Origin of the sequence: Pseudomonas nabeulensis (assembly GCF_004682045.1) — a bacterium.
Lineage (GTDB): Bacteria > Pseudomonadota > Gammaproteobacteria > Pseudomonadales > Pseudomonadaceae > Aquipseudomonas > Aquipseudomonas nabeulensis.
The window spans coordinates 87,578-100,999 of record NZ_QUZT01000007.1; the positions used below are offsets into that span (position 1 = coordinate 87,578).

Genomic DNA, 13,422 nt, shown 5'->3' on the forward strand with positions numbered 1-13,422 from the left:
GAGTATCGGCCATGACCTGATCAAAAGTTGTAGGAAACCCGGCTGTATAACGTGCGGCCGAAGGGGTCTGAGTAACGCGGGTCGTAGCCGCTCTGGAAGGTCGAGGTCTGGTTGCTGAACGGCGGTTCCTTGTCGAACAGGTTCTGCACGCCGACGGTGATCTGCGCGGTGTCCCGCCAAGTGTAAGTGCCAGCCAGGTCCCATACGCTCCAGGCGCCGACCTTGTCGTGGAACGCACGGTTGTAGTCGTTGTAGCCACTGGTGTAGCGGTTAGTCAGGGTTGCGCCGAGCGGGCCTTTGTTCCAGGTGCCGTTCCAGCTGTGGCGCCAGCGAGCCACGGCGCCGGCCGATGCAAAGTCGCCACCGCGATAATCACCGGCCTTGTCGATGTAGGCGCCCTTGATCTGCTGCTGGTACACATAGCGGTCGACATAGGTGCCTTGCAGGTTGGTGCCGAACTGGCCCAGCTTGGTTTCGGGAAAGCGGTAGTCAAAGGTCACGTCGACACCGTTGGTCTTGACCTTACCCAGGTTGGCCAGCCCGGTGACGATGTGATCGATGGAGCCGTCCGCCTTGCGTACTATGCGGTCGGGGTACAGGTCCGGCTGTTCAAACACCGCGGATTCCGGGAATTCGGCGATCTGATTGGCGATCCTGATCCACCAGAAATCCAGGCCCAGAGACAGGTTGTTGATGGGCTGGTAGACAAAGCCCAGCGTCACGTTGCGTGCGGTCTCGGGATTGAGGTCCGGGTTACCGCCATTGCGACTGAAGAACTGTTGCGCGCAATCGCGGTTGGCCAGGCCGCCGTTGCTCGGCGTGCCGCCGGCACACAGGCGCGGGTCGTTGTAGTTGGCCACGGTGAAGGTGGTGGCGGTGGGGTTGTAAAGCTCATAAAGGGAAGGCGCGCGGAAGCCTTCGCTGTAGGCGCCGCGCATCACCAGCTCGCGGAACGGCTGAAAGCGGAACGAGTATTTCGGGTTGGTGGTGCTGCCAAAGTCGCTGTACTTGTCGTGCCGCACCGCTGCGGACAGCTCCAGGCTATCGAGTACCGGCACGTTGACCTCCGCGTATTGCGCCGACACCGAACGGTCGCCGGCCACGCTGGCGGCGGGGTCGATGCCAAGGCTTTGCACATTGGCGGCGAAGTCTTCGAAGTTTTGGTGGAAATCCTCCTTGCGGTACTCACCGCCCAGGGCCAGGGCCGATGGGCCCGCACCGAACCAATCACCCATGTCGCGACTGATGCGGCCATCGATGCTTTTGACTCGGCCAACACCGGTGGCGTAGTCGCCGTCCACCGCATTCGCCGCCAGCAACGCGGCACCCGCCGCCGACTGTGGCCCGAAGGGGTTGATGATGCCGTTGTTGATGCCATCGGTGACGGCACGGTCATCCACATAACCGCTTTTGATCGTGTTGGTGACCTTGTTCTGGTTGTAAGCGGCACCGACGTTGTAGTCCCAGCCAAGCAGCGTGCCCTCGAAGGTCAGCAAGAGGCGCTGGCCGACGTTATCGTCTTCATGGCGACGCGGGCCCACTTCGCTTTCACGCCAGTTCGCGTCCACCGGTTGAGTGGGGTCGAGAGCAAAGGTGGTGGGACCTGGGGTAATGCCGTTGCCAGGGTAGTAAGGCGTACCGGGTTGCACTTGCAGCCCTTGCAGCAGGCCGGGGCCGATCTGGGTACGGTTCTGGTTGCGTGCCCAGAAGTATTCGAGGCTGACGCTGTGGTCGTCAGCCAACTGGCCGGTAGCCTTGCCGAAAAACGAGGTCTTTTCGGTCTCCGGCACCAGGTCCAGATAGCTCCACAATGACTGCCGGCAAATACCGCTGCGTGAGATAAGACCTGGCGCATTGCAACCGGACGCCGCCAACGGGTTGCTGGCGTTCGAGCCCTGGCTGTAGTTGGCCGGCGAGGCGATCCCGGAGGAATAATCCAGGCCCTTGCCCGGCTGATAGTTGTAGGTGTAGTCGCGGTCGCGGGCCTTGAGGCTTTGCTGCTTGTCATGGCTGACCACGCCGAACACGTTGAAACGATCGGCTTCCAAATCACCAAAACCCCAGCTGCCGCTGAAGTTGCTGGTATCACCGCCGCCCGCATGGGTGGGGGAGCTGCCGCCTGCGGTGAGCTGGCCCTCGGTCACACTCTTTTTGGTGATGAAGTTGATCACCCCACCGATGGCATCGGTGCCGTACAACGCTGAGGCACCGTCACGCAGCACTTCCACGCGATCGATGGCGGCAAACGGGATGGTATTGAGATCAACCCCAGAGCCGTTGATGGCGGTGGTGGCGTTGTTGCTCAAGCGCCGCCCATTGAGCAGCACCAGGGTTTTGTTCGGGCCGATACCGCGCAGGTCCGCAAACGACGCCCCGCCACTGCTGGAGCCCACCGAGCGGCCCGAGCCGACCGAGGACTGGTTGGCGGAAATGCGGTTAATCAATTGTTCGGTGCTAGTGACGCCCTGCTTTTTCAGCTCTTCGGTACGCAGGATCGTTACCGGCACTGCCGTCTCGGCATCCACGCGGCGGATCGCACTGCCGGTGACTTCAATCCTTTGCAACTGCGGAATTGCCGCAGCAGGCGCAACACTGTCCTGCGTGCTGGCTTGGGAGGGCACGGCGCTCACCACAATGCCGTTGGCGCCTTCGCTGTCGCGCAGGTCGGTGCCTTGCAACGCAATCTGCAATGCCTCGCCCGCGCTCAGTTCACCTTTGATCGCAGGCGCATTCAAACCGTCCACCAGCGATTGATCGAACGAAATGCGCTTGCCGCTTTGCTGAGAAATACTCAACAGCGTCTGGTCCAGCGACCCGGCGGGAATATCCAGCGGGCTGGCGGCTACCGTACCCGCGGCAATCGCGGCGGCGAGCGAAAGTAAAAATCGGGGGGGTCGTGCATTCATCATGGCGTCGCGGGCTCCCTGCTCTTTTGTGTGGGTGTGCAGGGTTGTGCGTCGATGTCGGCATTTTTATAGAGCGGCCGTTAGATCGATAACGCATGTCCTTATGCGTTGCTCAACCGTCAGTTGCCGAAGTGGTAGCTCACGTCCAACCAGAACTGGCGACCGTAGGGGTCGTAGTTGCCCGTGGGGTAATACGGCCATCCGGCAGAGTCGTCGTGCTTGACCTGATTGAGCAGGTTGTTGACGGTCAATCCGATACTGGCTTGGTCATTGACGCGATAACGCGCACTCGCGTTGAAGGTCGTCCAGGGCGACAAGCGCCCATCACCGGCGCCGTTGGTCACGCTGCCGTAGCGAATGCCGGTGAGGGTCGTGGTCAGGCGCTGGTAATCCCAGGTCAGGCTGGCGTTGACCTTGCTGCGCCAATCGTGATTGTCGGTGCTGGTGCGCAGGTCTTGGGTTTGCGAGTCATCCGACTCCTTGAGGTAATGGGACAACACAAGGCTGTAGCCAATGGCTGAACTGAACGCGCCGTACTGGCCAGCGCCCCAGCGGATATTGCTTTTCAAGTCCAGGCCACTGACCCGTTCGCTGGCGGCGTTGATCGCGTTGATCTGCACACGTTGCAGCGCGTTCGGGTCGACCGCTGCGGTACTGGCGTTACGCTGAATGCGCGCCAGCACGTCCTCGCAGGTCGCCGCATCCAGTTGACCGTTGCGGCATTGATTTTCCTGTTGCAGCAAACGGTTGATATCGACCGTGGTCAGCAGGTCTTTGATTTCGACCCGCCAGAAGTCCGCCGAGAAATCGAATTGGCGCGAAGGCGACCAGACAAAACCATAAGTCCACGACTTACCGCGCTCGGAAGCAAGGTTGGCGTTGCCACTCTGGGTGTAGTCAACCCGCCCGCGATCACAGGCGCCCTCCACGTTTTTGCTGCAACCGTAGTAGTCGATCTGGTCCGGCGTATAGCCGTTGGTGTCGGCCTGGTATAGGTAATTGAGGTCTGGCGCGCGGAAACTGGTGCCATAGCTGCCTCGCAGCAAGAGGCTGGTGACCGGGCGCCATTCCAGGCCTAGGTTATAGGTTTTCTGCTGCTCGGTGCGGCCGCTGAACTTGTATTGGTCCCAACGCCCGGCGGCAGACGCCAGCAGTGTGTCGGTCAACGGAATGCTGAACTCGCCACCCGCCGCGTAACGGTCGCGAGAACCGCCGGAGTTGGAAGCCGGCGTGGTGTTGTAAAAGCTGCCGTCATTGAGATGATCATCGACGTTGACGCTGTAGGACTGGCGCCCCACTTCGGCCACGCCGGCAAATGACACTGGACCCGCCGGCAGCTCGAACAGGTCACCGTTGATACTGGCGCCGAAGGTCTGGGACACCGACTTGCTTTTTTGCACCAGGTTGCCGCGAAACTGGCGCCACTCGTCCTCAGTGAGTGGCCGGTCCAGCCGCGATGGATCCGGCGCGTACACCGGGTGACCGTCCTGGGTGCCGAGTTGGGGCCCCAGGAAGTAGTCGCGAATACTGCTGAGGGGGGTGTATCGGGTCGAACGCGTGCTGATGTATTCCGAGCGATTGGCCGCCAGTTGATATCCCCAGCCGCTGTCGCCGATCTTATCTTCCAGGCCCAGGCTGCCGGTCCAGGAAACCTCTCGCCATTTGCTGTTATTGCTGGTCTTGCCGCCGATTTCTTCGCTGGCGAAATTGCGCGACCAACGCTCCAGGTTTCCGGTGTTCTGGTTGATGAAGTCCGGCGAGGTAAAGCTCGGGCCTCGCGTATTGTTCTGGGTGTGATCGAAGCCAAACATCAGGTCGGCAAATACCTTGCCGGTATCGCTGAAGTGCCAGGTGCCACGGGTGTAGCCATCGTAGTTTTCCTTCTGGGCCTGCAGGGTCCAGTAGTCGTTGTAGTACTGATTGGTGGTGCAACGGTTGCCACTGCCACCCAGTTTGCCGTTGTAGATACCGCCATAGGCACCACAACCGGGGCCCAGGTATTCGCCGCTGTCGAGGTTGCGCCGGTAGCCGACGTCCTTGGCCGGCCCATCATTCATAAAGCCCCGCTGGTCCGCCCAGATCGGCTGACGGTTAGTCAGCTCCAGGCCGAACACGCCGTCAAAGTCACCCCAACTGTCGCCGCCGCTGATTTGCAGACGCTGGTTATCACCCCCGCCGCGCTCGGTGGTGCCGCCACGCAGGTTGACGTCAACACCACTGATTTTGTCTTTGAGGATGATGTTCACCACCCCGGCAATCGCGTCCGAGCCATACACCGCTGACGCGCCGCTGCTGAGGATTTCGATGCGATCAATCATCACTGACGGGATATTCGCCAAGTTGGTGAAATTGACATTGCCATCGTAGGCCGTGGGGTAATCAGCGACACGCCTGCCGTTGATCAACACCAACGTGTGATTGGGCCCCAGGCCGCGCAAGTTGAGGGCGCTGGCGGCGGGTTGGAAGGTATTGCCGTAGTCTTCGCCCTGGGTCATGCCGGTGTTTTGGGTTTGCGACGCGATCGCGTCATACACATTTTTGTAGCCGCGATTGGCGATCTCTTCAGAACTGATCACTGTGACCGGTGAAGGGCCCTCGACCTGGGCACGCGCGATACGCGAGCCGGTAACCACCACCTTCTGCAACGCTACATCGCCCGGCTCCTTCGCCGCGGCGACAGGCTTCACCGCCTCCACCGGGAAACGCTGCAACACCCAGCCGCCTTCGCTTTGCAGCGCCTCCAGTCCCGAGCCACGCAGCGCCTGTTGCAGCGCTTGCTCAATGCTCAGACGCCCGCGCACGGCCGCACTATCGAGCCCCTGCACCAGCTCTTGCTGGAACGAAATACTCAAGCCGCTTTGCCGAGAAATGCTCAGCAGCATGTGGTCCAGTGGCCCGGCGGCAAGGTCGAACTCGAAGGTCTGGATTTGGCCTGCATGCGCTGGTGACGGCGTCGAAGCAGTCGCACCATGGGTAAAAAGCATCGCGCCAATGGCCAGGCACAGCGCCGCCAGCAACGAGCGGCGGCGGTAGGGGGTATACATGATTGAGCTCCCATCATTGTTGTTGAGTTGATGGGTTGAACAATCCGAAGAGGTTTTTTATAGGCCCGCGCTAGGCCGTTTAAGCATGAGTTTATAACGGGAAATGGCGAGCAATACCCTTGGGCGAAACCGTGCTTGCATGCTGTTGTGCAACAACCACGGCGCTTTTATAGGGCGGCGTGCATTTATTTTTCAACGCAACTCGATACTGACCCAGTACGCGCTGTGATAGTCGATCTGCACTGGCAACGATTTGGCCAGCAATTGCAGGGCGCTATTGGTGTCGTCCAACGGGAAAATCCCGCTCAAGCGCAGGCTTGCCGCCGCCGGGCTGACGCGGATAATGCCGTGCCGATAGTCACGCAGCGTCTGCACCACCTCCCCCAGGGAACGGTTGCGCACTTCCAGCAGCCCTTGGCTCCAGGCCGCCTCATCACCCGTCGCCGCGTGCAGCGACACAATGCCCTGCGCATTGAACGTGGCCTGTTCGCCTGCCTGGATGACTTGCCTGGCGCCATTGCGTGTGGTGATTTCCACCTGGGAATGCAGCAGAGTGATCTGGGTCTTGTCCGACTGCTGCTGCACCAGAAAACGCGTGCCCATGGCACGCATGAATCCGTCAGCGGTCTCCACAATGAACGGCCGGGCATTGTCCTTGGCCACGTCCACCAGCAATTGCCCATCGAGCAATTTCAGCAGCCGCCGCTGACCATCAAACAACGGCACCACCTTGCTGCGCGGGGCCAGCGCCAAGGTACTGCCGTCGTCCAGTGTGAGGTTCATACGCTCACCGGTCCCGGTACTCAGCGTTCCTACCGGCGCCCAACTATCCGACAACCGCGCGACCAACCCCGCCAGCGAGAAAAAGCCCGCCACTGCCAAGGTTGTGCGCAAAAAATTTCGCCGCCCCGATGGCGCATTCAAGGTGTGCAGTAAGCTGTCTCTGGGCATGCGTCGCAAGTCGTCATTGCCTAACACAGCAAAGCCCGCGCCCATGCGATTGAAAATTTCCTCGCGTCGGGGGTCTGACTCGCGCCAGCGCCGGAACGCTACCTGCTCCTGCGCACTGGCATGCCCCGACTGCAACAACGCCATCCACTGCGCGGCCTCGTCGATCATCACGTCATCTGGTGCACCGCTGTTCATGGCTGCTCCATCGCCAGGTAGCAGCGCTTGAATGCATCGGCCATGTACTGCTGAACCCGACTCACCGACACCTGCAAGCGCTCGCCGATCTGTGCATAGGTCAAGCCGTCCAGTTGGTGATACAGGAACGCCGCCTTGGCCTTAGCCGACAAACCATTGAGCAGGCGGTCCACCTCCAGCAGCGTCTCGATCAACAACAAACGCTCCTCCGGCGATGGATGCACCTGCTGAGGCGCCAGGACCAGCGTCTCCAGGTAAGCCCGTTCCAGGTCCTGCCGACGCCACCCCTCATACATCAACCGCCGCGCAATCGTGGTCAACAACGCCCGTGGCTCACGAATCGCCGAGGGGTCCGGCAACGCCAATACGCGCAAAAACGTTTCCGACGCGATGTCCTGGGCGCCATGGGGACAGTCCATCGCGCGGGTGACGCGCGCGCATAACCAACGGTAATCGCTCTTGAACATCTGCCCAATCAGACCAAGGTGCAGGTTCTGATTCACACTCATTGCGTGCTCCGTGCGCAAAGCGGCCATTCAGCCTTGCCATTAAGAAATGTTGAAAAACCATCGCATAAAGACGGACTCTGCATGAAGGGCGCGTAGATGAGGAAAGAATAAAAAATTGCAAAGACCTTCACAATTGGCATATGACCTGCGCGCAAAAAAACTCCCCATCTGTATCGCGACGCTCGTGCGCCCCACTGTTAGTGTCTAGCCTCCCCCACACACGGAGTGCCCCACGGTGCAATTGGACATCTACCAAGTCGACGCTTTCAGCCAACAGGTTTTCGGTGGTAACCCGGCCGCGGTCTGCCCGCTCACCGAGTGGTTGCCCGACGAACAACTGCAACGCATCGCCGCCGAAAACAATCTCTCCGAAACCGCCTATTTCGTGCCTCGTGAAGGCTTCTACGAACTGCGCTGGTTTACCCCGGAAGTCGAAGTCGACCTGTGCGGCCACGCCACGCTGGCAGCGGCGTGGGTATTGATCCACAAACTGGCGGATGCACCGCAGGTATTGCGTTTCGCCACCCGCAGCGGGGAGCTTCGGGTCACGCGCAACGGCGATGAACTGGCGATGGATTTCCCGGCTAAACAACCCGAACGGTGTGAGCCACCCGCAGGCATGTTGAGCGCATTGGGCATCGAAACCGCCGACGTCTATGGCACCGACGACTACATCGTGCTGCTGGACGACGAGGCTCAAATCGCCGCATTGAAACCCGACTTCGCCCGGCTCAAGGGCCTGCCCAAACGCGGCATCGCCGTGACCGCCAACAGCACGCGGTTCGACTTTGTTTCCCGCTGGTTCGGCCCGAACGTGGGCGTCAATGAAGACCCGGTCACCGGCTCGGCCCATACGTCGCTGGCACCGTTCTGGGCTGCGCGCCTGGGCAAGTCGCTGTTGACCGCCGAGCAAGGCGGCCAGCGCCGTGGCCAACTGCGTTGCGAGCTCAAGGGCGACCGCGTGATCATCTCCGGGCATGCCGTGCTCTATCTGCAAGGCACGATTTACCTGTAAAAAGAACGGCCCAAGGACAACAGATCATTCTCAAAATGAACGGAGTTCAGCGCGTGCTTTCAATTTCCCGCCGGCCATGGTCGGTGATTGCGGTAGCCCTTAGCCTGGTTGCCTGTCATACCCCGGTCAACGAACAACCCCCGGCACCGGAACTGGGCTCGGGCTATCGCACCGACCTCAGCACACGCCACGCCGAGCGTCATATGGCCGCCGCCGCTAACCCGCTGGCGGCCGAGGCCGGGCGGGAGATGTTGCGCCAGGGCGGTTCGGCGATTGATGCGGCGATTGCGATGCAGGCGGTGTTGACCCTGGTGGAGCCGCAATCGTCGGGTATTGGCGGCGGCGCGTTCATCATGCTGTGGGATGGGCAAAACGTGCACGCCTATGACGGTCGCGAAACAGCGCCAGCGGGGGCAACGCAACGGTTGTTCCTCAGGGGCGACGGCACGCCGATGGCCTTTCCCGAAGCGCAGATCGGCGGACGTTCAGTCGGTACACCAGGGGTTTTACGCGCGCTGGAAATGGCGCACAAGAAAACCGGGCACCTGCAATGGGCCAAGTTATTTGAACCGGCGATTCGTTTATCGGAACAAGGCTTCGCGATTTCCCCGCGCCTGCATGCGCTGATCGCTGCCGACCGTTATATCCCGCAGTCGCCCGATATGGCGGCGTATTTCTTGAATGTCGATGGCACTCCCAAGGCCACCGGCACCCTGTTGAAAAACCCGGCGCTGGCCGCCGTGTTCAAACGCATCGCCCAGGAAGGGCCGGATGCGCTGTATCACGGGCCGATTGCCGATGAGATCGCACGGAAAGTCCAGGCCCATCGCAATCCGGGCAGCCTGTCCCAAGCCGACCTCAAGGGCTACGCTGCCAAGGAGCGCGCGCCGCTGTGCACCGACTACAAACAATGGAAGGTGTGCGGCATGCCGCCACCGTCGTCGGGTGGCATTGCCGTTGCGCAGATCCTGGGCACATTGCAAGCGCTGGAAGCCCGCGACCCGCGCCTGGCCATTGCGCCCATGAAGCCGGTGAAAAGCCCCTCGCCTGCCGGTCTTGAACCCAATCCCGAAGCCGTGCACCTGCTCGCCGAAGCTGGCCGCCTGGCCTTTGCCGATCGCGGACTGTATGTCGCCGATGCCGACTTCGTGCTGGTGCCAGTCGCCGGTCTTGTCGCGCCAGACTACCTGGCCAAACGTGCGGCCTCGATCGGCGAGCGCAGCATGGGCGTTGCCAAACCGGGCACGCCTGCGGGCATCCAGGTGGCGTATGCGCCGGACCGCTCGCCCCTGCGCATCTCCACCTCCCAAGTGGTGGCGGTGGATGACCAGGGCGGCGCGGTGTCGATGACCACCACGGTGGAGGCAGCGTTCGGTTCCCACCTGATGGTCGAGGGCTTTTTGCTCAACAACCAAATGACCGACTTTTCGTTTATCCCCGAGGAAAACGGCCAGCCGGTAGCCAACCGCGTCGAACCCGGCAAACGCCCGCGCTCGGCCATGGCGCCGACGCTGGTGTTCGACCGCAACAGCGGTGAACTGTTGGCCACGGTGGGTTCGCCCGGCGGTTCACAGATCATCGAGTATGTGAGCAAGTCCCTGGTGGCGATGCTCGACTGGAACCTCGACCCGCAAGCGGCCATCAGCCTGCCCAACTTCGGGAGCCGCAATGGTGCGACCGAACTGGAAAAAGGCTTGTTCAGCCCGGCGTTGAAACAAGCCCTCAAGGACAAGGGGCACGCGTTGAGCGAGATCGATATGACCAGCGGCATCCAGGCCATCGTGCGTACCCGCGATACCCACGGCAAGGTGTCGCTGAACGGCGGCGCAGACCCTCGGCGCGAAGGCGAAGCCGTCGGCGACTAACCCCCTGATCAACGGAGAATCCCTGTGCAGCACGCAGACAACCTCGGTGCCATTGCCGGCGTCGAACATGGTTTTTGTACGATTGATGATCCACAGTGCCCGGCTGACGTGTTCATCGCCAAGCAAGTGCACAGCGCATCGGTGATTGACTGGCAGGCCGGCCTGGAGAGCAATACGGTTCCGGCCGACGGCGTGTTCAGCGGTGAACATCAACCGATTGCGGTGATCACCGCAGACTGCTTGCCGATTCTTATCGCCGCAGAAAACGCTGAGAAAGTCGCTGCGGTGCATGGCGGTTGGAAGGGACTGCAAGGCGGGATCATTGCCAATACCGTGCAACGTTTTGCCGACGCCGGGATTGCCGTCGACCAGTTGCGAGTGGCCATTGGGCCATCGATCAAGCCGTGCTGTTATGAGGTGAGCGAAGCGTTCATCACGCAGTTCCCGGCAGAGCAGAGACATCTTTGGAACGTCGTTCAACCCGCGCCATTGCTGACGCCGCAGATCGCACCACCCCATGCACGGCAAGCGGGAAGTGCATGGTTTGACTTGAGTGCGTACGGGGTGAGCCTGCTACAAGCGGCCGGGGTTTGCCGTGAGCAGATTGAGGTAAGCGAGGTGTGTACCTACTGCACCTCACCGGCGTTTTCCAGCTATCGTCGCAGGACGCATAACCCTCAGGAAGCGAAGACGTTGATCTATTCGTGGATTGTTCGAAAACCCTGACCGAACACCCCGTATCGGTGGCGAGGGAGCTTGCTCCCGTTGGGCTGCGCAGCAGCCCCAAAGCGGCCAGCGAAGTTTCCCTGACAGAACGTGCCAAACCAACTGGGGGCGCTTCGCGCCCCAGCGGGAGCAAGCTCCCTCGCCACAACGTTCCAGCGAAAACCCGGAACGCTCAGCGACTGATCTTCAACCCCTTGCGCCCCGCATGCCGCTCCAGCGCCAGCTCGATCAAGCGGCTGACCAGTTCGCTGTAGCTCATCCCTGCCGCCTGCCACAGCTTGGGGTACATGCTGATGCGGGTGAAGCCAGGGAGCGAGTTGATCTCGTTGATCAGTACTTCGCCATCCTCGGTGAGGAACACGTCGACCCGCGCCAGGCCGGCGCAGCCCAGCACTTCAAACGCTTCGATGGCCAGGTGCCGGATTCGCTCGCTGGCCTCGGTGCTGATGTCAGCGGGTACCACCACCTGCGCCGCCTCGCCGTCGATGTACTTGCTGTCGTAAGAATAAAAGCCACTGCTCACCACGATCTCGCCACAGCCGCTGGCGATAGGGTTGTCGTTGCCCAATACGGCGCATTCGATTTCACGGCCCTGGACAGCCGACTCCACCAGCACTTTTTCATCGAAGCCCAAGGCCAGTTCGACGGCAGCGTGGTACTCGCTTTCATTGGCGACTTTGCTCACCCCCACCGACGACCCCTGGTTCGCCGGTTTGACAAACATCGGCAAGCCGAGGGTGTTCACCGCCGCATCAAAGGACGTACGCGCAGCATTGCGGCGAGTCAGGGTGATAAACGGCGTGACGGCAATCCCCACATCGCGCAGCAGGCGCTTGCTGATGTCCTTGTCCATGCACACTGCCGAGCCGAGTACGTCGGAGCCGACGAAAGGCAAGTCGGCCATGCGCAGCAGACCTTGCAGGCAACCGTCTTCGCCGAGGGTGCCGTGGACGATGGGGAAGATCACGTCGATGTGTTCCAACAGGCCGCTGCCAGCGGTTTCCACCACTTGCTGGTTGGCCTTGCCGGGTACGACCGCCAATTCGCGGTTGGATTGGTTGAGCGCGATCAGGGCCGGGTTTTCCTGGTTGATCAGGAAGTTCGAGGTGTCGTTGAGGTGCCAGTGGCCAGCCTTGTCGATGCCGATCAACACCGGCTCGAAGCGCGTGCGGTCCAGCGCATCAACGATATTGCGCGCCGATTGCAACGAGACTTCGTGCTCCGCCGAACGGCCACCAAAAATAATCCCTACGCGCACCTTGCTCATGACCCTGCCTCACGGTTGAAAGTAAGGCTTCTTACCACGGGCCGTCAGCGATTTGCTACCAGATGTGCGCCGAACAGCACGTAGCAACCGCCGGCAAAACGGTCGAGCCACTTGCGCGAACGGCTGTAGAGGCTGGCCATGCGCTCACTGGAAAACACCAAGGCCACGCTGGAGTACCAACTGAACGACAAGGTAGCCATGGTAAGCACCGCCAGGGTCAGCAGCATCGGCGACGGCGAAGGCGGCATGGTTGAGGCAAAGATAGTGGCGACGAACAGCGCGGCCTTGGGGTTGGACAGGTTGCCCAGCAATCTCAGGCGCCACGCGGAAAACAGTGAGCGCCGGGGCTCGTCCGGCAGCAGGTTCTGGCCCATGGCCGGCGCCGAGCGCTTGAACAGTTTCAGCCCGAGGTAGATCAGGTAGCAGCCACCGATGATCTTGAACGCCAGGTACAGCATCGGCGCGGCGGTAAACAGCGACTTGATGCCCAGGCCACCCGCCAGCCCCCACAGGATCGTGCCAGTGGCCACGCCAGCCGACGCCACTACGCCATGGCGACGCGAGCAACTGGCGGCCAGTTGCGCGGTGTTGAAGAAGTTGGGACCGGGCGTCACCACCGCGACTGTCCAAAGTAACGCCAGTGACAGCAATGGTGCAGCGTATGGCCAGTTGGAGAGCAGCATCGATAGTCCCTTGTGATCAGGTTTATAAGCCGTTAGCGCTCGGTTTCTGGCGCCGGTACGTGTACCAGAAGATCGCCGGGTTGGCACTCGAGGTAGACGCAGATCGCATCCAGGGTGCCAAGCCGTATGCCCTTGACCTTACCTTGTTTAAGCAATGACAGGTTCTGTTCGGTAATCCCGATGGCAGCCGCCAAATCCTTCGACTTCACCTTGCGCCGGGCAAGCATGACGTCTAGTTCAATCACAATGGGCATGTCAGTC

Annotated in this window: 10 protein-coding genes; 3 read left to right on the forward strand and 7 right to left on the reverse strand. The window is 61.1% G+C overall.

The window, feature by feature from the left end:
• Nucleotides 1-20 precede the first annotated feature (20 nt).
• From DYL61_RS06140 to DYL61_RS06155, 4 genes are all read right to left on the reverse strand, one after another.
• A complete protein-coding gene (locus DYL61_RS06140; protein WP_238704539.1) occupies nt 21-2,906 on the reverse strand; it encodes a TonB-dependent receptor in 2,886 nt (961 codons plus the stop codon).
• 119 nt (nt 2,907-3,025) lie between these two features.
• Nucleotides 3,026-5,950, reverse strand: a complete 2,925-nt coding sequence (locus tag DYL61_RS06145; RefSeq protein WP_135307622.1) for a TonB-dependent receptor — start codon at nt 5,948-5,950, stop codon at nt 3,026-3,028.
• A 192-nt stretch (nt 5,951-6,142) separates the two neighbouring features.
• Nucleotides 6,143-7,096, reverse strand: a complete 954-nt coding sequence (locus tag DYL61_RS06150) for a FecR domain-containing protein (RefSeq protein ID WP_135307623.1) — start codon at nt 7,094-7,096, stop codon at nt 6,143-6,145.
• Nucleotides 7,093-7,605 carry a sigma-70 family RNA polymerase sigma factor gene (locus tag DYL61_RS06155; RefSeq protein ID WP_135307624.1) on the reverse strand — a complete coding sequence of 171 codons (513 nt, stop codon included), beginning with the start codon at nt 7,603-7,605 and terminating at the stop codon, nt 7,093-7,095. Before DYL61_RS06155 ends, DYL61_RS06150 begins: the two co-directional genes overlap by 4 nt.
• A 235-nt stretch (nt 7,606-7,840) precedes the next feature.
• On the opposite strand from DYL61_RS06155, the gene DYL61_RS06160 reads away from it, so the two are divergent.
• From DYL61_RS06160 to pgeF, 3 genes are read left to right on the forward strand one after another with little or no spacing between them, the layout of a single operon-like run.
• A complete protein-coding gene (locus DYL61_RS06160; RefSeq protein WP_135307625.1) occupies nt 7,841-8,620 on the forward strand; it encodes a PhzF family phenazine biosynthesis protein in 780 nt (259 codons plus the stop codon).
• 35 nt (nt 8,621-8,655) lie between these two features.
• A complete protein-coding gene (ggt, locus tag DYL61_RS06165; protein ID WP_135307626.1) occupies nt 8,656-10,485 on the forward strand; it encodes a gamma-glutamyltransferase in 1,830 nt (609 codons plus the stop codon).
• 24 nt (nt 10,486-10,509) lie between these two features.
• Nucleotides 10,510-11,211 carry a peptidoglycan editing factor PgeF gene (pgeF, locus tag DYL61_RS06170; protein ID WP_135307627.1) on the forward strand — a complete coding sequence of 234 codons (702 nt, stop codon included), beginning with the start codon at nt 10,510-10,512 and terminating at the stop codon, nt 11,209-11,211.
• Between the two features lie 172 nt (nt 11,212-11,383).
• Here pgeF and ddlA read toward each other — a convergent pair whose 3' ends face one another.
• From ddlA to DYL61_RS06185, 3 genes are read right to left on the reverse strand one after another with little or no spacing between them, the layout of a single operon-like run.
• Nucleotides 11,384-12,478 (reverse strand): D-alanine--D-alanine ligase, encoded by a 1,095-nt coding sequence (ddlA, locus tag DYL61_RS06175; protein WP_135307628.1) that lies wholly within the window; start codon nt 12,476-12,478, stop codon nt 11,384-11,386.
• 44 nt (nt 12,479-12,522) lie between these two features.
• Nucleotides 12,523-13,161, reverse strand: a complete 639-nt coding sequence (locus DYL61_RS06180) for a LysE family transporter (RefSeq protein ID WP_135307629.1) — start codon at nt 13,159-13,161, stop codon at nt 12,523-12,525.
• A 32-nt stretch (nt 13,162-13,193) separates the two neighbouring features.
• Complete coding sequence (locus DYL61_RS06185; protein ID WP_135307630.1) at nt 13,194-13,415, reverse strand: helix-turn-helix domain-containing protein; 222 nt, start codon at nt 13,413-13,415, stop codon at nt 13,194-13,196.
• Nucleotides 13,416-13,422: the final 7 nt, after the last annotated feature.